General features: G+C 67.0%; 21 protein-coding genes. 6 read left to right on the top strand and 15 right to left on the bottom strand.

What is annotated here, in order from left to right; all coding sequences use genetic code 11:
• Nucleotides 1-253: 253 nt before the first annotated feature.
• The gene (locus AAFP30_RS06495; RefSeq protein WP_419229051.1) at nt 254-1,096 is read left to right on the top strand and encodes a type IV toxin-antitoxin system AbiEi family antitoxin domain-containing protein; all 843 of its coding nucleotides are present in this window, start codon (nt 254-256) and stop codon (nt 1,094-1,096) included.
• A 150-nt stretch (nt 1,097-1,246) separates the two neighbouring features.
• Here the strand turns inward: AAFP30_RS06495 and AAFP30_RS06490 are convergent, their stop codons facing one another.
• Genes AAFP30_RS06490 through AAFP30_RS06475 form a run of 4 tightly spaced genes read right to left on the bottom strand, consistent with a single transcriptional unit; the run spans nt 1,247 to nt 5,227 of the window.
• Nucleotides 1,247-2,176: a hydroxymethylglutaryl-CoA lyase gene (locus tag AAFP30_RS06490; protein WP_419229050.1), complete on the bottom strand. Its 930-nt coding sequence runs from the start codon at nt 2,174-2,176 to the stop codon at nt 1,247-1,249.
• Between the two features lie 12 nt (nt 2,177-2,188).
• A complete protein-coding gene (locus AAFP30_RS06485) occupies nt 2,189-2,935 on the bottom strand; it encodes an SDR family NAD(P)-dependent oxidoreductase (RefSeq protein ID WP_419229049.1) in 747 nt (248 codons plus the stop codon).
• Nucleotides 2,936-2,945: 10 nt separating this feature from the next.
• Nucleotides 2,946-4,121, bottom strand: a complete 1,176-nt coding sequence (locus AAFP30_RS06480) for an alpha/beta hydrolase (protein ID WP_419229048.1) — start codon at nt 4,119-4,121, stop codon at nt 2,946-2,948.
• Nucleotides 4,118-5,227 carry a homogentisate 1,2-dioxygenase gene (locus AAFP30_RS06475; protein ID WP_419229215.1) on the bottom strand — a complete coding sequence of 370 codons (1,110 nt, stop codon included), beginning with the start codon at nt 5,225-5,227 and terminating at the stop codon, nt 4,118-4,120. The genes AAFP30_RS06480 and AAFP30_RS06475 overlap by 4 nt, the downstream gene beginning before the upstream one ends.
• 169 nt (nt 5,228-5,396) lie before the next feature.
• Between AAFP30_RS06475 and AAFP30_RS06470 the strand changes: the two genes are divergently transcribed.
• A complete protein-coding gene (locus AAFP30_RS06470; protein WP_419229047.1) occupies nt 5,397-6,002 on the top strand; it encodes a TetR/AcrR family transcriptional regulator in 606 nt (201 codons plus the stop codon).
• A gap of 73 nt (nt 6,003-6,075) precedes the next feature.
• On the top strand, nt 6,076-6,606 hold the full coding sequence (locus AAFP30_RS06465) for a GNAT family N-acetyltransferase (RefSeq protein ID WP_419229214.1): 531 nt from the start codon (nt 6,076-6,078) through the stop codon (nt 6,604-6,606).
• Here the strand turns inward: AAFP30_RS06465 and AAFP30_RS06460 are convergent.
• The 8 genes from AAFP30_RS06460 to AAFP30_RS06425 all read right to left on the bottom strand — a co-directional run bounded on the left by AAFP30_RS06460 (nt 6,592) and on the right by AAFP30_RS06425 (nt 15,131).
• On the bottom strand, nt 6,592-7,392 hold the full coding sequence (locus AAFP30_RS06460) for a DUF429 domain-containing protein (protein WP_419229046.1): 801 nt from the start codon (nt 7,390-7,392) through the stop codon (nt 6,592-6,594). The genes AAFP30_RS06465 and AAFP30_RS06460 overlap by 15 nt on opposite strands.
• Before the next feature lie 10 nt (nt 7,393-7,402).
• On the bottom strand, nt 7,403-8,704 hold the full coding sequence (locus tag AAFP30_RS06455) for a TrpB-like pyridoxal phosphate-dependent enzyme (protein WP_419229045.1): 1,302 nt from the start codon (nt 8,702-8,704) through the stop codon (nt 7,403-7,405).
• A gap of 90 nt (nt 8,705-8,794) precedes the next feature.
• Nucleotides 8,795-9,460: a response regulator gene (locus tag AAFP30_RS06450; RefSeq protein ID WP_419229044.1), complete on the bottom strand. Its 666-nt coding sequence runs from the start codon at nt 9,458-9,460 to the stop codon at nt 8,795-8,797.
• Entirely contained in the window at nt 9,457-11,109 is a 1,653-nt protein-coding gene (locus AAFP30_RS06445; protein WP_419229043.1) for an ATP-binding protein, read from the bottom strand. Before AAFP30_RS06445 ends, AAFP30_RS06450 begins: the two co-directional genes overlap by 4 nt.
• A gap of 45 nt (nt 11,110-11,154) precedes the next feature.
• Entirely contained in the window at nt 11,155-12,672 is a 1,518-nt protein-coding gene (locus AAFP30_RS06440) for a CitMHS family transporter (protein WP_419229042.1), read from the bottom strand.
• 156 nt (nt 12,673-12,828) lie between these two features.
• Entirely contained in the window at nt 12,829-14,037 is a 1,209-nt protein-coding gene (gene dinB, locus AAFP30_RS06435) for a DNA polymerase IV (RefSeq protein WP_419229041.1), read from the bottom strand.
• 63 nt (nt 14,038-14,100) lie between these two features.
• Nucleotides 14,101-14,802, bottom strand: a complete 702-nt coding sequence (locus AAFP30_RS06430) for a cation transporter (RefSeq protein WP_419229040.1) — start codon at nt 14,800-14,802, stop codon at nt 14,101-14,103.
• Entirely contained in the window at nt 14,802-15,131 is a 330-nt protein-coding gene (locus tag AAFP30_RS06425) for an ArsR/SmtB family transcription factor (protein ID WP_419229039.1), read from the bottom strand. Before AAFP30_RS06425 ends, AAFP30_RS06430 begins: the two co-directional genes overlap by 1 nt.
• Nucleotides 15,132-15,196: 65 nt before the next feature.
• Between AAFP30_RS06425 and AAFP30_RS06420 the strand changes: the two genes are divergently transcribed.
• Entirely contained in the window at nt 15,197-15,817 is a 621-nt protein-coding gene (locus AAFP30_RS06420; RefSeq protein WP_419229038.1) for a class I SAM-dependent methyltransferase, read from the top strand.
• On the opposite strand, the gene AAFP30_RS06415 is transcribed toward AAFP30_RS06420, so the two are convergent.
• Nucleotides 15,814-17,094, bottom strand: a complete 1,281-nt coding sequence (locus AAFP30_RS06415) for a GAF domain-containing protein (RefSeq protein ID WP_419229037.1) — start codon at nt 17,092-17,094, stop codon at nt 15,814-15,816. The genes AAFP30_RS06420 and AAFP30_RS06415 overlap by 4 nt on opposite strands.
• 85 nt (nt 17,095-17,179) lie before the next feature.
• The gene (locus AAFP30_RS06410) at nt 17,180-18,028 is read right to left on the bottom strand and encodes a helix-turn-helix domain-containing protein (protein WP_419229036.1); all 849 of its coding nucleotides are present in this window, start codon (nt 18,026-18,028) and stop codon (nt 17,180-17,182) included.
• Between the two features lie 37 nt (nt 18,029-18,065).
• Between AAFP30_RS06410 and AAFP30_RS06405 the strand changes: the two genes are divergently transcribed.
• Complete coding sequence (locus tag AAFP30_RS06405) at nt 18,066-18,638, top strand: TIGR03086 family metal-binding protein (RefSeq protein WP_419229035.1); 573 nt, start codon at nt 18,066-18,068, stop codon at nt 18,636-18,638.
• A 4-nt stretch (nt 18,639-18,642) separates the two neighbouring features.
• Here AAFP30_RS06405 and AAFP30_RS06400 read toward each other — a convergent pair whose 3' ends face one another.
• Nucleotides 18,643-18,897, bottom strand: coding sequence for a hypothetical protein (locus AAFP30_RS06400; RefSeq protein ID WP_419229034.1), 255 nt, complete (start codon nt 18,895-18,897; stop codon nt 18,643-18,645).
• A 72-nt stretch (nt 18,898-18,969) separates the two neighbouring features.
• Here AAFP30_RS06400 and AAFP30_RS06395 point away from each other — a divergent pair, with 72 nt between their 5' ends.
• Nucleotides 18,970-19,383: a YccF domain-containing protein gene (locus AAFP30_RS06395; RefSeq protein ID WP_419229033.1), complete on the top strand. Its 414-nt coding sequence runs from the start codon at nt 18,970-18,972 to the stop codon at nt 19,381-19,383.
• Nucleotides 19,384-19,412 lie beyond the last annotated feature (29 nt).

Genomic DNA, 19,412 nt, shown 5'->3' with positions numbered 1-19,412 from the left:
TGCGGAAGCCAATCGGTGATGGTCGGTAGCCAAAACCGCCCCGTAGGTCCGCCCTCGCCAGAGGTGTCGTGCCGGATGGGTTGATGGCGTCGTTGTCTGGGGCGGTTTTCGACGATGGGCGGGTTTGTCGGGCGGGTTTGCGGGGCGGAAGTGCTGTCGCCCGGGTATGCACATCCGACGACCTGTCCACAGATCTCCGGACTTCGCCGGTTCCGCGCCCACTTCGCTCTCGGTGAGCTGCACCCTCGAACTCATGGACTTCGAGGCACTCGTGACCAGATACTGCGGCGTCATGTCCACCCGCCAACTGCTGCAGGCCGGGTACGCCGCGAAGGATATCCACGACGCCGTCGACAGCGGCGCACTCGACCGCCTCCGACACGGCTGGTACGCGACACCGGATGCCGTGCCCGGCGTCGTCGAATCGGTCCGCGATCACCATGGTGTGCACTCATGCATCTCCGGCCTCCGAACACACGGCGTGTGGATACCGCAGGGCTACGACGGCACTCACTCACGTATCACCCGGGATCGACGACGATCCGCCCCGAACCGCTGCCTACGCTATGGGCGACCAACGCCGCCGGTGGGCGCCATCGATGACCCGCTGACGTGCGTCCAGTACTGCGCGCGATGCCTGAGCGAAGAAGACTTCATCATCGTCTGCGACTCCGCGATGCAACTCGGGAAGTTCACCCCCGCCGACCTTGCCCACGCCTTCCGTCACGCCCCCGATCAGATTCGCCGCGCGATCACGAAGTGTGACCGCCTCGCCGGGTCCGGGACCGAGACTGCCGCACGTCTCCGACTCCGCAGCGCCGGAATGAAAGTGGAAGTGCAGCACCATGTCCCGGGTGTCGGGTATGTCGACCTGCTCGTTGGCGACTGTCTCACGCTCGAGCTCGACAGCCGCGATCACCACACCGGCGAAGAGAATTATGAATCCGATCGGGAACGCGACCGGAAACTGATCGCACAGCACTACATACCGCTGCACCTCACCTACCGTCAGGTGTTCCGCGAGTGGGCGGAAACCTTCGCCGACATTCAATTGATCGTTCGGCAGCGCATTCATCGGGGGCGACGATCCGCTTGATGGAACGCGAAAACCACCCGGGCAACCCGCCCCGCAAACCCGCCCAGTGGCAAAAACCGCCCTCACCAGCGTGGCCAGAGGGAAGACGACGATGACGTTCCGCAGGAGGGCGGAGTTCCTGGGTGGTTTTCGCCCACCCTAACGGCTCGCTCAGCCTGCCGCGGCCGGCACCGGGAACCCACCCGCATGCAACACCGACGACGGGAGTCGGCGTCCGAAGCGCTCCTCGAGCCACTGCCCCGCCTCGGCCAAGGCTGCGGTGTCCAGGCCGTGCGACACACCGGAGCGTTCGAGTGCGTAGGCGAGGTCGTCGGTGGCGATATTGCCGGTCGCGTTGGGCGCGAACGGGCATCCGCCGATGCCGCCGAGGCTGGCGTCGAGAATGCGGACCCCGGATTCGACGGCCTCCAGCGCGTTGCCGATGCCGACACCCCGGGTGTCGTGGAAGTGGGCGCGCAGGGCGGTGGCCGGGGAGACGAGGCCGGTGGCGACGGCGAACCGTTCCCGCACATCCCGCGGCACCGCGACGCCGATGGTGTCCGCCAGCGACAGCTCGGCCGGTGGCGCCTCCAGCACCCGCTCCAGGATCGACGCCAGGCGCAGCACCGGCACCTCGCCCTCGAACGGACAGCCGAAGGCGACCGCGAGAGTGAGGTTGGCGGTGACCCCGGCGTCGGCGGCGGCGCGGGCGATGTTCTGCCAGATCGTGATGCCGCCGTCGATGTCGGTGCCCTGGTTACGCCCGCTGAAGGTGTCGGTGCAATGCACCACCGCGTTGACCTCACGGACACCGGCAGCGATCGCGCGATCCAGTCCGCGTTCGTTGAGAATCAGTGCGCTGTAGGTGATTCCGTCGTCGTCGGGCAGCCCGGCGACGACGTCCTCGGCATCGGCCATGGCCGGTACCTTCTTCGGGTGGACGAAGCTGGTGACCTCGACGTTGCGCGCACCGAAGGCCACCGACCGCCGGATCAACTCGAGCTTCTCCGCGGTGGAGAGCTCGACCTTCTCGTTCTGCAGTCCATCCCGCGGGGACACCTCGACGATGGTCACCTGGGAAGCATTCTCGGCCACGCTCATAACCGCACCCTACTACCGCGCTGTCCACCCGCCGTCGACGGCGAGGGTCTGCCCGGTCAGGAAGGTGCTCGACGGCGAGGCGAGCAGCAGTAGGGCACCGTCGAGTTCCTCGAGGCGGCCGGGCCGGCCGACCGGCGTGTTGCGCTTCACCCAGTTCAGCGCACGCTCGTCGGCAAACATGTCGTCTGTCTGCTCGCTCGGAAACCAGCCGGGCGCAATGGCATTGACGCGGATGCCGTCCTTGGCCCATTCGGTGCCGAGTTGTCGGGTCAGGTTGACGACACCGCCCTTGGCGGCGCAGTAGGCCGCCTGGTGGATCGGCCACGCAGCACCCAGCCCGAGGATCGACGCGATGTTGATGATCGAGCCGCCGTCGGGCATCGCGTTCGCCGCCGCCTGCGCGACCGCGAACGTGGCGGTGAGGTCGACGTCGATGGTCCGACGAAAGTCGTCCATGGGCACGGTCTTCGCAGGTTGATCGTCGCCGAATCCTGCTGCGTTGACCACGATGTGCGGGCCACCCAGGCGTTGTGCGGTGGCGATCAGGGCGGCCACGTCATCGGCGTCGACGACGTCGCATTCCACCGCGATCGCGGCCGCGCCGTCGGCCACGAGCTTGTCGAGACGGTCCTTGCGCCGCGCCGCAGCCACCACCTGCGCCCCGTTGCGGGTGAGGACCGAGCAGAAGTGCCGGCCGATGCCGCTCGACGCCCCAGTGACCACGGCAACCAGACCGTCGAGGTCTGCGCTGATGGTCATGCGTCGACCCCTACGCCGTCCACGACCGCTCCCCCATCCACTCGGTGATGGTGCCGACGGCCTGCTTGAGGTACGGAATCTGCTCGCGCCCAGCATAATAATGGGTCGCGCCGTCGATGGTGCGCATCGTCTTGTCGTGGTGGCCAACAGCGTCGAACAGACGTTGCGTGTGACTCGGGGTGCACGCGTTGTCGGCGGAGTTGCCGATCACCAGCGTCGGGATCTCGAGATCCGCGGCGCACCGCGGGCCGTCGCCGTTGGCCTCGTCGTAGCTCCACTGCGACAGCCAGCTCCGCAGTGTGGTGAACCGCGCGAGCCCGACCGGCCCCATGTTGACGATCCGCGGATCCCCCAGGTAACACCCGAGTTTCCGGTCGTTGGGGTCGAGTGTGAGGTCGAGCCAGCGCGGATCGGCCATGGTTCTGTGCACGATGAACCCGCGCTCCATCAACGGCTCTCCGCTGTTGCGCAGGTCCTCCAGTTGGTCCTTGACCCACGCGGTGATCCGTCGGTTGCGATCGATCTGCGCCGCCCGGTACCGCTCGAGGAACTCAGGCGTGTACGGGGCCTGATTCGGGTTGTTGGGGTTGTAGATGTCGAGTTCCGGATCGCGCTTGGACGGGTCGTTCTCGTCGAGGATCGACGGGTCCATCCACTCGGTCAGCGTGCCGTGGCGGCTGACATGCGCAGCGAGGAGCATCATGCCGTCGGCCGCGGGCAGATCGAGCTCGGTGAGGTCCGGATATTCGCCGGCCGGGGTTCGAGTGATCGTCGCATGCTGCGCCTGCTGCTGATAGAAGAGGCTCAGCGCGCCACCACCACTCCAGCCGGCGAGCACAACGTTGCTGTAGCCCAGTCGTTCTCGCGCATCCTTCACGCATGCGCCGAGATCTTGGACGACCTTCTCCATGATCAGCGCGCTGTCGACTCCGCGGTAGCGGCTGTTGCAGTAGATGACGTGGTGTCCGGCCCGCGCGAGGGCGGTGGTCATCGGCAGGTAGGCGCCACCGCCGATCGGATGCATGAAGATGATCACGGTGTCGGCCTTGACGCCCTTGGGCTGCAACAGATAACTCTCGAGCACCACGCTCTCGGTGACACCGCCGTAGGTGTCGCGGTAGGCGGAGGTGTCGTCGAAGACGACGAGATAGGGGATGCGGTCGTAGTCGAACCTGGTGTCACTCACACCTGAACCTCTTCGGCAACCTCGACCGGAGTCGATGCGGACATGGCGGGGGTGGCGATCAGCCGTTTGCGGGTGTCGATGGAGATGACCTGCCATTCGACTCGCTGGTCTTTGTCGAAACGACGACGTGCACGTTCCCGGGCACGTTCCGGCAGACCGTGGTGAATGCCTTGTGGGGCATGCGAAATGAGACCGGGCGGCATGTCGACACCAAATATGCTGCCGCCGTGGAAGAAGGCGATCTCGTCGAAGTCGATGTTGCGGTGGTACCACGGTGGCCGTTCGGCACCCTCCCGGGTTTCGGCGGGACGGGGCAGGAAGTTCATCACGTACACGCCGGTCGCCTGCATGAACAGGTGCACGGTCGGCGGGAGATGCACTGTCTCCGAGGTGATCACGTCGTAGTCCTCGAGATTGAAGGCGAACGCGAAGTTGTCGCCCCGCCAGCCCTCGACGTCAAGTGGGTTGAATGGGTAGAAGATCGACGTCTTGCCGTCGCGCTGCCGGAACCGGACTTCGTACTCCTCGCGGCCGTCGTCGGGGAATACCTCGGCCTCGGGCACCACCACCAACGACGAGTCGAACGGGAAGAACCGGCCCAGCACACCCGCGTCGGGCACTCGGAACTCCTCGACGGCCTCGATGATCAGGAAGAAGCAGGGACCGTCGGGGATCTGCCGGTAGGTCGTGCCCTTCGGGAGGTAGACGTAATCGCCGGCGCGGTAGGGCAATCTGCCGAACTCGGTCTCGAAGTAGCCGTTGCCGGCGTGGACGAAGATGAGTTCGTCGCCGTCGACGTTGCGCGTGTAGAACGGGGCGACCTCGCCGCGGCGGCTGAGCAGGATGCGGCAGTCGTCGTTGTAGAACATCAACAGCGGTTCACCGGCCGGGTCGATCTGGTCGGTCGGCGTCAGATCGGGTGTCATGCGGTCGAGGCCGGCGAGATCACCGACGGCCCGATACTGCGTCGGGTCGTTGCGGCGATACAGGTGCGCGGTGCGACCGGTGAATCCGTACCGGCCGAGTTCGTCGTCCTTGAGATCCTCGACATCCCGATGGATCTGCCGCGGGGTGCGCCCCTTGCGGTGTTGGATGAATGACTCCATGGTGGTGCGCTCCTCGAGCAACATGATGCGGGTTGTAGGCGAACAGACCTTGCACGTGTTTTTCTGATGTTAGATTCAGGTTCAGAAAATGACAATACCGGGATCGGTCCGGCGAGGATGCATAATTCACGACACGGATGCGAGTCAGCGACAGAGCGGAGCGAAACACGTGCCACCCACCACCAAGGGCCGGCGGACGGAGGCGGCATTTCTCGATGCCGCACGTCAGTGCTTCGCCGAGAAGGGGTTCCTCAACACCAAGATCTCCGACATCGCGGCCGCGGCCGGACGATCGACGGGTTCCTTCTACAACTATTACGACAGCAAGGAGCAACTCCTCGAGGCGTTGCTCGAGCAGTTCAGCGCCGACGTCGTCGAGGCCTCGCTGTCCGACCGGCCCACCGACCCGGAGGCCGCCGTGCGGGCCGCGGTCACCGCGTACTGGACGAACTACCAGAAGTACATGCCCGAGATCATCGGGCTGTTCCAGATGTCCATGCTCGACGACACCTTCCGCCAGCGCTGGTTCGACAACCGTGCCTCCGGCATCCGGCAGGTCCTGCACGGCCTCGAGGTCGCCGACCGCAGCGGCTACCGCATCGACCTCCCCCTCGAACCCCTGGCCGCCGCCCTGGTCTCCACGCTCGAGTCCACCTGCTGGGCCTGGATAGCCAGCGGCGGCGACCCCGGCGTCCATCGCCCCGACGACGACACCGCCATAGAGATTCTCACCGCCATCTGGTACCGCACCGTCTACGGGCGCGGCCCCGTCTGACGCGGACCGAGCGCACACTGGAACAGTGTCCCTCACCATCCGCCCCGCCACCCGCTTCGCCGATGTCCGCACCATGGTCGGCCCGAAACGCCCCGACGCCAACGTGTGCTGGTGCCTGAGCTACCGAATCCCCAACAAGCTCAATCAGGAACTCGCCCGCGAAGAACGCGGCGAGTACGTGCAGAAACTGTGCCGCCGTAAGATCCCGCCGGGTGTGCTCGCCTACGACGGCGACGAGGTGGTGGGCTGGGCCGGGGTGCACCCACGGCGTGACACCACCTTCGCCACCAACCGCAGAATCCCCCACGTCGACGACCTGGACGTCTGGTCGTTGTGGTGCATGCGGATTCGTCCCGGACACCGCAAGCAGGGCCTGCTGCACCCGCTGCTGGCCGGGGCCGTCGAGTTCGCCCGCGACAACGGGGCACCGGCGATCGAGGGCTATCCCGTCGACAACCAGGGCGAGAAGGTCGACCTCACCATGGCCTACGTCGGGACGCGGAAGGTGTTCGAGGAGGCGGGGTTTCATCATGCTGCGGATACGACGTCGGTCTTGGCGGGATTTCCGCGGGTGCTGATGCGGCTGGATCTACGCGACCACTAACGCATCGAGTTCGCACACCGGGACATGAATCCATCCCTCCCGACGAGCCACCTCCAGATCGTTCGGCTCGGGCAGATGCGTCTTCCCCAACGCCACCGCCCGCGCGATGAGCGCCGTGATCACCGCATCAAACGCATTGTCATCCTGGATCATTCGCTCGCGATGAACGCCGAGTTCCAGCCACGGCGCCGCCTCACCCAACCTCTCGACCAACTCGCCGAGCCGCGCCCGGTTCGCCACACCCTTGTAGCCACGCGATGTCAGCCCCCACCGTTTCAACGCCGCCGCCGGATACGCCTCGACCGTCCACCCGTTCACCCGGTCGTGCACCCCGAGATCGGCGATGAGTCCGGCCGCGCGGAAGGCAACATGCGCGATCTGATCTGCCGACACCGACAGCGGTCGACCCCAACCCTTGTCGACCACCACCCGATCGGTGAGCCGATAGGCCAGGGGACGTCGGTTCTCGATATTGTCGAGCCCGCCACCGGTGTCGAGCTCACCACGGTGCTGCGCAACAACGAAACTCACGAACGCGTCGGGCCAGCCGAAGGGTGCGTCGATGCCTACCCTGTCGACGTGACCAAGTTCAGTCCCGTAGGTCGATTCCGAGGGGCATTGCCCCTCGGAAGCCTCTGTCGGCGCGGTTCTCAGTAACTCATGAATCCGACTGTCGTCGGCGGGCATCACCAGGTCGGTCAGCCGCGCCGAATCCACCGACCACTCAATCACCGCGACCGCGGTCAGCCGGGGTGATGCGGCGAGATCCACCCCGGCTGTGCGCATGTCAGAGAACTCAGAACTTGCCGTCGAGGAACTCGGCGTACGCGGGCAGATCCAGTTGACCGTGGCCGGACAGGCCGATCACCACGACCTCTTCCTTGTCGGAGTCGGCGACGTGTGCCGCACACGCGGCGATGGCATGTGTCGACTCGGGTGCCGGCACGATGCCCTGCGCCCGTGCGAACTGCACACCGGCCGAGAACGCGTCGTGCTGCGAGATCGCAACGCCCTGCACCAGACCGAGTTCGACGGTGTGGCTCAATGCGGGTGCCATGCCGTGATAGCGGAGTCCGCCTGCGTGGATCGGGTCGGGCACGAAATCCATGCCGAGCGTGTGCATCTTGAGCAGCGGGGTCAGGCCGGCGACGTCGCCGTGGTCGTAGCGGTACTCACCCTCTGTGATGGATGGGCAGGCCGCCGGTTCGGCGGCGACGATCCGCGGATTCGACCGGCCGTGGATCTTCTCCCGCAGGAACGGAAAGGCGAGTCCGCCGAGATTCGAACCACCGCCCGCGCAACCGAACACGACGTCGGCACCGTTGGCCTCCACCGCGTTGAGCTGGTCGACCGCCTCCTGACCGATCACACTCTGATGCAACACAACGTGATTCAGCACGCTACCGAGGGCGTACCGGGTGTCCTCGGCACCGGCCGCGACCTCGACCGCCTCACTGACCGCCATCCCGAGGCTGCCGGTGGTGTTCGGGTCCTTCGCCAGCATCGCCCGGCCCGACTCGGTGAGATCCGAAGGCGACGGGTGCAGCGTGCCGCCGTAGGTGCGGATCAGGTGACCGCGATAGGGCTTGGAGTCGTAGGACGCACGGACCTGCCACACCTCGATGTCGATTCCGAACTGGGCGCCGGCGAAGGCGAGAGCGCTGCCCCACTGCCCGGCGCCTGTCTCGGTGGTCAGGCGACGTACGCCGTCGACACTGTTGTAATAGGCCTGTGCAACAGCCGAGTTCGTCTTGTGGCTACCGACAGGGCTGACGCCCTCGTACTTGACGTAGATGTGCGCCTTGGTGTTCAGCGCCTCCTCGAACCGACGCGCACGGATCAGCGGCGACGGCCGCCACATCCGGTAGATCTCTCGGACCGGTTCGGGGATCTCGATGTAGGTCTCGGTCGACACCTCCTGCGCGATCAGTCCGGCAGGAAACAGTGCGGCAAGATCCTCGGGGCCGACGGGTTCCTTGGTGCCGGGATGCAGATGCGGCGGGATCGGGGTGTCGAGTTCGGCCGCGAGGTTGTACCAGTGGGTCGGCACCCCGACGGTGACCAGATCCGGGTTGGTGGCGTCCACATTCATCGTCATGGCAGACACCATAGACCCCGGTCAACAACCCGCTGCGAGGTTCCGTCGGTATCTATTGCCTTCCCGCCGAGTGGGCGCCCGGTCGACGAGTCACCGGTTGAGCCGGTACTCCTGCCGCGGCCGCCCCGTCGAGCCGTATTGCAGCGACATCGCCAGCTTTCCCGACGACACCAGGTTGGCCAGGTGCCGTCGTGCCGTGGCCGCGGAGACACCGAGGGCAGCCGACACCTCGTCGGCGAACAGTGGGCCCTCCCGCGAGCCGAACAATCCGAGGATGCGCTGCTCGGTCTGCGACCCGGCCTCGGGTCGGTCCGAGCCACGGGTGCCGAATCGCAACGCGGACAGCGCAGAGTCGACGGAGTGCTGGTCGACGTGCTCGGCGGCCAACACGCGGCGGTATTGGGCGTACCCGGCGAGGCGGCGGGCGAGTTCGGTGTCGTCGAACGGTTTGATCAGGTAGGCGAGGGCACCGGCGCGCATCGCGGTGCGGACCGCGGTCGCGTCGGTCTCGGCACCGACAATGAAGGCGTCACAAGGCAATTCGCTGACCAGGTCGATACCGGAACCGTCCGGCAGGTAGACATCGAGCAACGCGAGATCCAGTGCCGCAGCGTGATCGGTCGCGGCCTGACGCGCCTGCGCCATGCTGCCTGCCCGCGCAATCACCCGAAAACCCCGCACGGCGTCGACGATGGCCGCGTGCAGGTTGGCGACGCGGAAGTCGTCGTCGACGATCAAGACACCCAAATCGGTCATCCCAGAACACCTTCCGTCTCCAATACGCCCGGCAACTGCGCGACCAGCACTGCGCCACCGGATTCGCCGCCGGGGTCGGCGACCCTGATGTCCCCGCCGATACGTCGACTGATCTGTCGTGCCAACGCCAGACCCATGCCGCGGCCGCCCGGCACGGTCGGATCGGTCTTCGTGGTGGCTCCCTCGGCGAAGATCTCTTCCGGGTCGTCGAACGCGATCCCGGGTCCGGAGTCGGCGACGGTGATCAGCAGTGTGTCGCCGTCGGTGATCAACTCGGCCTCGACAACCGCCGGCACGGCTCCAGCGGCTGACGGATCGACGCCGGCGGGATCGGGCGCAGACGCGTCGATGGCGTTGTCGACGAGGTTGCCGAGCACCGTCGTGGCGACCACCGGATCGCGAAGCGCCCCGGCCACCCACGTCTGATCGCCGAGCCGCAGCGTGACGCCGCGTTCGCGGGCGTGCGCAGCCTTGGCGTCGAGGAAGGCGTGGAGGTGGGGTTCGGCGATGTTGTCGAGGCCGTCGAGGCGCACTCCGCGGGTCCCGGCGCCGGTGAGTTCGTCGAGGTAGGAGATCGCTTCATCGGTGTGCCCGTGCCGCAGCAGTCCGGCGAGCACGTGCATCCGGTTGGCCGTCTCGTGGCGCTGGGCGCGCAGTGCGGTACTCATCGACTTGATCGAATCGACTTCTCGGGTAAGGCGTTCCACGTCGGTGCGGTCGATCACCGACAGCACCATGCCCAGGTCTCGGCCGTCGGCCTCCACCCGGTGCGAGGTCAGCAGAACCACCCGATCCCCGACCGTCGCGGCGACCGGCACGTCGTTGGGCACGTCGAGCACGCCACGGATGCGAGGGCTCAGGCCGAGAGTGTCGACCGGCGTGCCGACCGGTGCAGTGACGTCGAGGAGTCGTCGTGCGGTGTCGTTGACGACGCGGACCACACCTGTGGTGTCGACGGCGAGCACCCCGTCGGCCATCGAATGCAGCACCGCACCCTGCTCGCGGACGAGTTCGGTGAGTTCGTCGGGTTCGAGCCCGAGGGTCAATCGTCGCCAGCGGCGTGCCAGCAGGACCGAGCCGACAGCTCCGACACCGAGCGCGGCGAGCGCGATGAGCAGCGTGGCCACTGCATCCCGACGGGTTTCCGATGCCAACTTCTCGGTCGACACCCCGACACTGACGAACCCGACCACCCGTCGCTGGTCGTCGAAGACCGGGACCTTGGCGCGCACCGACTCGCCGAGGGTGCCGCGGTCCGTGTTGACATCCTCTGAGCCGGCGAGCACCACCGACGGATCGGTGGATACCCGTTTGCCCAGTTCACCCACCTCGGGGTGGGCCAGGCGCAAGCCGAGGTCGTTTCCGATGACGACGAACAGAGCGCCGGTGCGCTGTTGCACGGCGACGGCTTCCGCCTGCAGAGGTCCGTTGGCCAACCCCGCACGATCGAGTTGCTGGCCCTGGTGGGCGGCCACTTCCGAGCGGACCTGTTGATCGGCGGCCACCGACTGCGCGATGGCCCGGGCCCGCTGCGCGTATTCGTCGCGGACGCGGTCGTCGGCGCCGGAGAGCACCAAGCCGAAACCGACGCCCAGGCTGATCGCGATCACCACGAGCTGCAGGAGAAGAACCTGCGTTCGCAATCGCATATCGATCAGCCTAGGCGCCGGCGTCGGTGAGTCAGTTCAATCAGGTCAGAACGGGATCGCCCCGACGAGGCAGCCGGTGACCAGCATGGCCAGTGACACCAGGGTCGCGCGCCACAGCACCTTCTTGTGGTGGTCGGCCAGGCTCACCCCGGCAAGCGCGACCAGCAGCAGGATTGCCGGCACCAGCGGGCTCTGCATGTGGACGGTCTGGCCGGTGATCGATGCGCGGGCCATCTCGGCGGGATCGATGCCGTAGCGGGTCGCGGTCTCCGACAGCACCGGCAGCACTCCGTAGTAGAAGGCGTCGTTGCTCATCAGGAAGGTCAGCGGGATCGACAGGATGCCGACGACGACGGCCATGTGCGGACCCATCCAGGTGGGGATGCCGTCGGCGAGCCAGTGGGCGATCGCGTCGACCATGCCGGTGCCGGTGAACACACCGGTCAGTACCGCGGCGGCGAGAACCATGGCGACCACCGAGACGATGCTCGACGAGTGCCGGGTGATGGCCTCCTGCTGATCCTTCACGTGCGGGAAGTTGATGGCCAGGGCGAGGCCTGCGGCGATCATGAACAGCACCGGGATGGCGACGATGTCCATGCCGAGGACGGCCAGCAGCGCGACGGTCAGACCGGCGTTGACCCAGAACAGCTTGGGGCGCAGGGTTTTACGGTTGGGGTCGAGCACGCCGGTGAAGGTGGTCTCGCCGTCGTCGTTGTATTCCTCGATGTGCAGGTCACGGGTATCGGTGGTGTCGTCGTCGGAACCTGTTGCCGACGAACCCGTTCCGGCAGATCCGCCCTTCGAGACGCTCGGTCGCTTCGCGCCCGGGCTGCTCAGGGACCGGGAGCTGCGCGAGCCGCCCGCGTTCGTGCCGGTGCCCGAACCACCGCCGGCCGCGACGAGCACCTCGTCGCTCGGCATCAGGATGGACTCCTTCAGCTCCAGTTTGCCGATCCGACGACGTTCCATGATGCCCAGGTGCAGCGAGAACAACAGGACCACGATCATCGCGACGATCAGCGCCGGAACCATCGGCAGGAACACATCATTCGTCTCGATCTTCAGCGCGCTGGCGGCGCGGGCGGTCGGGCCGCCCCACGGCAGGATGTTCATCGTGCCGTTCGCCAGGCCGGCGACGACGGTCAGCACCACCGGGGACACCCCGAGCTTGAGGTACAGCGGCAACAACGCCGCGGTGGTGATGATGAAGGTGGTCGAGCCGTCGCCGTCGAGGGACACGACGGCCGCGAGTACCGCGGTGCCGACGACGAGTCGGGCCGGGTCCTGTTTGACCATCCGGATCACGAATCTGACTATCGGATCGAATAATCCGACGTCGATCATGATCCCGAAGAAGATGATCGCGAAGAACAGCATCGCCGCGGTGGGCGCGAGTTCTTTGATGCCGTCCTTGATCATGTCGCTGATGTCGAGGCCGGCGCCGGCAAAGAGTCCGAACGCCACCGGCACCAGGATCAGCGCGACGACGGGCGTCGCGCGCTTGGTGATGATCAAGAACATGAAGGTGGCCACCATACCGAGGCCGAGTGCTACCAACATTGTCTGCTCATTTCTGCGTGTGGGGACGACCGTGGAGTGCGGATCGCGTTCCATGCCGGCCGTTACAAGAGCACTATTCGGGTAAGCCACGTCACAGTCACGCTTGTGCTCATAAGTCGTGTTTTGCGCATTTCGCGCACGCACGAAACCCCGCCCTCAGTCGGGCAACATCGGCGCGTCATCCCCGTGATTACGCCCGATCAGCACCGCCCGGGTGACCGCGTCCCGCCCGAATCGGTCGCGCAGTTGGTCCATCGCGATGTCGAGCTCGACGGCGTGGTCGGTGTCGAAGGGCAGGGCGAGTTGGACGTTGTCGTGGTCGTCGAGGTTGGTCAGCGACAACCCGATCAGGGTGCAGCCGCGGTCGCGGATGAGCGGCAGCGCGTCGTCGAGGAGACCGCGGGAGACGGCCATGATGATGTCGGTGCGATCGGTGGACTCCAAGAACGAGCGAGATCGGGTCGCGCGGCTGAAGTCATCGAACCGCAGGCGCAATACCACGGTGCGACAGACACGTTCGGCGCCGCGCAGCCGCTTGCCGAGCCGGTCCACGATCGCGACGAGGGTGGCCTCGAGGTCGGACTCGGTCTTGGGGCGACGCCCCAGCGCCCGCTGGGATCCGATCGATCGGCGACGACGACCGGTCTCCACCCGCCGCGGATCGCGCGCCATCGACAGTGCATACAGATGCCGCCCGGAGCCGCGTCCGAGCAGGCCACACAGCCCGTGCTCGCCGAAACTCGCAAGCTCCCCGACGGTGGAGATGCCGGCATCGGCGAGCTTGCCCTCGGTGACCGCACCGACGCCCCAGAGGCGGCGCACCGAGAGCGGATGCAGGAAGTCGAGTTCGGTGCCGGGCGCTACCTCGAGCAGCCCGTCGGGTTTGCCGACCGCACTGGCGACCTTGGCGAGGAACTTGGTGCAGGCGATACCGACCGTGATCGGCAGGCCCACCTCGGTGGCGATACGTGCCCGTAGCGTCGTGGCGATCTCCACCGGCGACCCGCTGACCCGCCCCAGTCCACCCACGTCCATGAACGCCTCGTCGACCGAAATGCCCTCGACGATGGGGGTGGTGTCGTGAAAGATCTCGAACACCTGCCGGCTCGCGTCCATATAGGCGTCGAAGCGCGGCCGGACGACCACCGCCTCGGGGCACAGGGCTCGGGCGTCTCGTCCACCCATGGGGGTGCGCACGCCGAACGCCTTGGCCTCGTAGCTGGCGGCCAGCACCACCCCGCCGCCGACGATGACGGGCCGTCCGCGCAGTTCGGGATTGTCACGCTGTTCCACCGACGCGTAGAACGAGTCGAGGTCGGCATGCAGGATCGTCGCCTCGGTTCGTTCCTTGCGCTCGATCCGCACGACGCCGCTCCCACACTTGTATCGAACATGTGAGCGAAGCCTAGCGCGGCCCTCCGACAACCGTCAGCAGCAGTCGCAATCGTCGTCGTCGCATGCAGTGGAGCAGGCGTCGGACCCGGCCCCGGACGGCGCGCAACACAGCCGCCCCCTCCACGCCTCGGTGCCTTCACGCACGGCGATGGCGGCAATCATCAGCCCGGCGATCGGGTCGGCCCACGACCAGCCCCACCAGTAGTTGACGAGCAACCCGATGAGCAGCACGGCCGACAGATAGGTGCACAGCAGGGTCTGTTTGGAGTCGGCGACCGCCGACCGCGACCCGAGTTCCCGCCCGGCCCGCCGCTGCGCCCACGACAGCACCGGCATCACGGCGAGGCTCGCCGTCGCGAGCGCGATTCCGACGATCGAGTGCCGAGCCTCCGCTCCGACGCCCAGCAAGGTGCGTACCGAGTCGATGGTGACGTAGGCGGCGAGGCCGAAGAACGAGAACGCGATGATGCGCAGGGCGGTCTTCTCCCTCGCTTCCGGATCGCTCCCCGCGAACTGCCAGGCCACCGCGGCGGCCGACGACACCTCGATCACCGAATCCAGGCCGAAGCCGACGAGCGCTGTCGAGGAGACCCGCGTGCCCTCGGTCAGCGCGACCAGTGCTTCGATGACGTTGTAGCTGATGGTGGCGGCCACGAACCAGCGGATTCGACGCGCCAACAACTGCTTGCGCGCCAGGGACAACCCCGGTGCGGGCACGCCCAACGGAGTACTCATCAGCAACAGGCGTGTGCGTCGGCGTCCGGGCAGCATGCCGGGTCCACCGCGAGCACCAGCCCGATGAGGTCGTCGAGTGCGTGTCCGATCCGGGGGTCCGCCAGGTCGTAGCGCGACCGTCGACCCTCGGGCACAGCGACGACCAGTCCGCATCCGCGCAGGCACGCCAGGTGGTTCGAGAGCACCTGTCGCGACACCCCGATCGCCTCGGCGAGGTCGGCGGGATAGCTCGGCGCGTGTCGCAGTCGCAGCAGGATCTGGGTGCGGGTCGCATCCGAGAGCGCATAGCCGAACCGGGCCAACGCGTCGGTGTGCATCAGCGTTTCCACCCCCTGACGGTACAGAAAAATCTGTATTCAGAAAAGGGTGAACCGATACCCACTACAGTCGACCCATGGGTCACGAGCACAGCGACACACCAACCGGCCCCACTGGCCACTCCGCTGCCGAATGGGATCAGCGGTATAGCAGCGCCGACCGACTATGGACCGCCGACGTCAACCCGGCGCTGATCGCCGAGGCATCGGGCCTGACCGCCGGCACCGCGCTGGACGTCGGTTCCGGCGAGGGCGCCGACGCTCGATGGCTCGCCGATCACGGCTGGCAGGTGACCGCCCTCGACATTTCCCAGGTCGCCATCGACCGTGCCCGCGAGATCGATCCACGACCCGAGATCACCTGGCTCCAAGCAGATCTCACCGCCGACGACATTCCGGGCGTCGACTTCGGCCTGGTGTCGCTGCAGTACTTCCCCATCGACCGCAACGACACGACGACCGTCCGCAAACTCGTCGACGCGGTTGGCCCGGGTGGGTCACTGCTCGTCGTCCAGCACGCGCCGGAAGGCGTTCGCGCACATGGGTACAACCCCGACGACTATTTTCAGCCCACCGACTTCGCCGATCTGCTCGGTGACGAGTGGACCATCGTCACCAACGACACCCGCGAGCGCGGCGTGGCCGCCGGCGGCGGTGCGCACACCCACGACGTCGTGGTGCGGGCACAGCGCAACTAACCCGAGACCCCGTACCGCTTGTCCAACAAGCGAATTCGGCCACCGACGACAGCCCGGTCCGGATGCCCCGGCGGCAATCGATGCTCGAGGCGCCGCCACGCGACGAGGTCGTCGCGGCCGTGCGCCGACGACGTCCACCTGCGCAGCACGTCGACGCGGCCTTCGGCGATGAGCCGCGACCGCAGATCCTCACGGATCTCCTCGAACATTTCCGCCACTCCCGGCGCTGACGACTCGGCCAACAGCCCGCCGCGGCCCAGTGCGTCGATCACCGCACCCAAATCGGTTCCGGCAGCGATCTTTTGCCGTAGTTCCGACACATCCGACCGCAGATCCACCGTTAGTCGGTAGGGTCGCGACTCCACGACGTCGGGCCCGAGATCGCGTCGCAGGCGCGATATCTCGGCGCGCACGGTGACCGGGTCGACGCCGTCCTCGGCGAGCTGCAGCGCGAGTTGCTCGGTGTTGAGTCCTTCCGGAAATGCCTGCAGCAAAAGCAAAATCTCTGCGTGCCGCCGCGACAGGGTCCGTTCCCCGGTCGGATCGCCCTCACGGCGCCAGCGATAGGTGTTGCCGCTCAGCACGGTCAGCCGCGCGCCGCCCGGCGTCTCGAAGGTCGCCGGATTGGCGAGATCAACCGCCTTGGACTGCAATTCGCGTTCGACGGCAGCGACCACCGAGCGGACCGCGGCCAGCGCGAACGGCGCGGCCACCTCGCGGCCACCGGTGACGTCGATGACCCCGATGACGTGACCGTCCGGGTCGTGGACCGGAGCGGCCGCGCAACTCCAGCCCTGCACCGGTCCGGCGAAATGCTCCGGCCCCACCACCTGCACGCTCCGGTCGACCGCGAGGGCCAGCCCCGGCGCGTTGGTGCCGACGACGTCCTCGCTCCACACCGAGCCCTCGACGAAGTTGATGTGCGAGGCCTTGTCGCGGGCTTCGGTCGACCCCTCCACCCACAGCAGACGTCCTTGCTGATCGGTCAGCGCGACCACGACACCGGCGTCGGCGATGTCGTCGAGCATGAGGGACTGCACGAGCGGGCGTACCGCGGTGATCGGATGGTGATCGCGGTAGCTGGTGAACTCGTCCGACGACATCCCCGAGTCGACTTCCTCGGGTTTCGGCTCGCCAGGGTTGATGCCCCGCTTGACCGAGCGCGCCCACGAGTCACGCACCACCGACCGCACCGAATCGTCGGGTGGGGTGATGCCAGACAGGAAGTCCTCGTACGCACGGCGAACCTTTGAGGACGCCGAAGCCGCGTCGGTCATACGTCCTCCGTGTTTCTGCTCATCTGCCTCGATTGTGCCGTGACCGGTGTGACCTCGGCAACATGGGTCCGGTTCTGACCCGCGGTCACCCGTCGAATCGCGACGCGAATTGGCCCGGGGTCATTCCGGTGACGGTGCGGAAATCCCGCACCAGATGCGCCTCGTCGGCGTAGCCGAGTTCGGCGGCGATCAGCGCGAGCGTGGTGTCGGGTTCGCGGAGCCTCTCCGCCGATTCCTGGAGGCGACGACGCTGGATCAGCCACTTCGGGTGCAGTCCGAGTCGTCGGTGGGTGAGTCGTTGCAGGGTGCGTTCGGTGAGGTGGAACCGGTCGCAGATCTGGGCGACCTGGGTGACCGTGGAGTCGGTTTCCACGTAGTCGACGACGGCGTTGATCAGGAGGCCGTCGTCGTCGACCGGCAGGTGATGACGCATCCAGTCCTCGACGAGGTCGGTGGCCGCGCGCTGCACCGTTTCGTCGGTCGGGTCGGTGGCCATCGTCGCGCGGATCGCGGTGGTCAGGTCGGCGCCGGCGTCCCCGGCGACCTCGCCGATGTCGGCGAAGCGATCGGTCCACTCCGCGACGGGTCCGCCGGTGATCAGCGACCCGGCGGCGGGAGCGAACATGGTGCCGATCGCCCAGCCCCGACCGGTGAGCACCGTCTCCGACAGTCCGGTCACCACCCCGTAGAAGCGGGCGTAGTCGGCGGTGACGACGACCAGGCACACCGGGTACTGCAGCACACGCTGCGGCGCCGACGCCCCCTCGGGCACCGACCACACCGGCACCCAGAACCGGCGGATGAGGTCGGACAGATCGGGCGCGGGTGTCCACCGGCCGATGCGGAACGACGTGTCCGCCGGGTCGACCAGGTGCGCCCGCTCGACATCGTCCATCCGGGTGCCGACCTGGTCGCGGGATCTGTCGGGTTTCATCAATCCTCACTGGGGTTGCGGCTCGTACGGTTCCATCATGACCACTTCATCTGACATCACGCCCGACTCCGCCCTCGCCGACGACTACCGACGCCTCGCCGACGGCTTCGTCGCCATCCTCGACGACGTCCCCGCCGACCGCTGGAGCGCACCGTCACCGTGCGACGGCTGGACCGCCCGCGACGTGGTCGGCCACGTCATCGAGACCCAGCGCGACTTCCTTTCCCGCCATGAAGTCGACCTCGGTGACCAACCCGATCTGGCCGACCCGCCCGCCGCGTGGCGCTCCCACAGCGGCCTCGTCGCGACCGCGCTGGCCGACCCGGCGATCGGCGACAAGTCCTTCGACGGACACTTCGGCCCGACGACCGTCGGCGAAACCCTGCTGCGCTTCTACGGTTTCGACATAATCGCGCACCGCTGGGATGTCGCGGCCGCCGCCGGCCAGTCCGTCACCTTCACCGACGACGAACTCGACACGCTGGAGACGGCCGCCGCGGGCTTCGGGCCGGCTCTCTACGCCGACGGAGTGTGCAAGGAGGCGCTCGACGTCCCCGCCGATGCCGACCGCCAGACCCGCCTCCTCGCGACCCTGGGCCGCTCTGCCTGAGCGGTCACGGAATCCACCCGTTCCGTCGCGGATGCCGAGCCCGCAGAAAGCTGTAGATATAGGTACTGACCAGCAGCACGACGCCGGTGATCACCGACGGCCACAGGAAGTCGTTGTTCAGCGATGACCGCACCGCGACCACGACCCACCCGATCACCAGGAGCACCAGCGCGATCGTCGCGATGATCCGCACCACCAACACAAGTGTGGTCAGCAACGCCAGCACCACGTCCCGTCCCCGCCCGGCTTGCCCCGCCATGCCGTCAGAGTAGCGAGGATCGGCGTCCCGCATTTGGTGGCGCCGTGTCCCCCGCACGGCGACAATGGACACATGAAAGCAATCCTGAACGTGATCTGGCTGTTGCTGTGCGGGTTGTGGCTGGCGATCGGGTACGTACTCGCCGGCATCGTCTGCTGCATCCTGATCATCACCATCCCATTCGGCATCGCATCGTTCCGGATGGCGAGTTACGCCCTGTGGCCGTTCGGCCGCACCGTCGTCCGCAAGCCGAACGCGGGCGCGATGTCGATGATCGGCAACGTCATCTGGATCGTCCTTGCGGGGTGGTGGCTGGCGATCGGTCACATCGCCGCGGGGATCGCGATGTGCATCACCATCATCGGGATTCCGCTCGGCATCGCGAGCTTCAAGATGGTGCCGATCTCCCTGCTGCCGCTCGGCGCGCAGATCGTGTCGACCGACGCCCCGATCACCGCCGGCTACGCGGCGCCGCAGACCTACTGACCCATCCGAATCGGCACCGGATCCGAACA

The sequence above is a fragment of the Gordonia sp. CPCC 205515 genome (assembly GCF_048537925.1).
Lineage (GTDB): Bacteria > Actinomycetota > Actinomycetes > Mycobacteriales > Mycobacteriaceae > Gordonia.
The sequence above is the reverse complement of the archived record's forward strand: the minus strand, read 5'-3'. Positions and strand labels throughout refer to the sequence as shown.

Coding starts and splice junctions, on each gene's coding strand:
- AAFP30_RS06495 (WP_419229051.1), top strand. CDS start 254: ATGGACTTCGAGGCACTCGTGACCAGATACTGCGGCGTCATGTCCACC.
- AAFP30_RS06490 (WP_419229050.1), bottom strand. CDS start 2,176: ATGAGCGTGGCCGAGAATGCTTCCCAGGTGACCATCGTCGAGGTGTCC.
- AAFP30_RS06485 (WP_419229049.1), bottom strand. CDS start 2,935: ATGACCATCAGCGCAGACCTCGACGGTCTGGTTGCCGTGGTCACTGGG.
- AAFP30_RS06475 (WP_419229215.1), bottom strand. CDS start 5,227: ATGGAGTCATTCATCCAACACCGCAAGGGGCGCACCCCGCGGCAGATC.
- AAFP30_RS06465 (WP_419229214.1), top strand. CDS start 6,076: ATGGTCGGCCCGAAACGCCCCGACGCCAACGTGTGCTGGTGCCTGAGC.
- AAFP30_RS06460 (WP_419229046.1), bottom strand. CDS start 7,392: ATGCGCACAGCCGGGGTGGATCTCGCCGCATCACCCCGGCTGACCGCG.
- AAFP30_RS06455 (WP_419229045.1), bottom strand. CDS start 8,704: ATGACGATGAATGTGGACGCCACCAACCCGGATCTGGTCACCGTCGGG.
- AAFP30_RS06450 (WP_419229044.1), bottom strand. CDS start 9,460: ATGACCGATTTGGGTGTCTTGATCGTCGACGACGACTTCCGCGTCGCC.
- AAFP30_RS06445 (WP_419229043.1), bottom strand. CDS start 11,109: ATGCGATTGCGAACGCAGGTTCTTCTCCTGCAGCTCGTGGTGATCGCG.
- AAFP30_RS06440 (WP_419229042.1), bottom strand. CDS start 12,672: ATGTTGGTAGCACTCGGCCTCGGTATGGTGGCCACCTTCATGTTCTTG.
- AAFP30_RS06430 (WP_419229040.1), bottom strand. CDS start 14,802: ATGAGTACTCCGTTGGGCGTGCCCGCACCGGGGTTGTCCCTGGCGCGC.
- AAFP30_RS06420 (WP_419229038.1), top strand. CDS start 15,197: ATGGGTCACGAGCACAGCGACACACCAACCGGCCCCACTGGCCACTCC.
- AAFP30_RS06415 (WP_419229037.1), bottom strand. CDS start 17,094: ATGACCGACGCGGCTTCGGCGTCCTCAAAGGTTCGCCGTGCGTACGAG.
- AAFP30_RS06410 (WP_419229036.1), bottom strand. CDS start 18,028: ATGAAACCCGACAGATCCCGCGACCAGGTCGGCACCCGGATGGACGAT.
- AAFP30_RS06405 (WP_419229035.1), top strand. CDS start 18,066: ATGACCACTTCATCTGACATCACGCCCGACTCCGCCCTCGCCGACGAC.
- AAFP30_RS06400 (WP_419229034.1), bottom strand. CDS start 18,897: ATGGCGGGGCAAGCCGGGCGGGGACGGGACGTGGTGCTGGCGTTGCTG.
- AAFP30_RS06395 (WP_419229033.1), top strand. CDS start 18,970: ATGAAAGCAATCCTGAACGTGATCTGGCTGTTGCTGTGCGGGTTGTGG.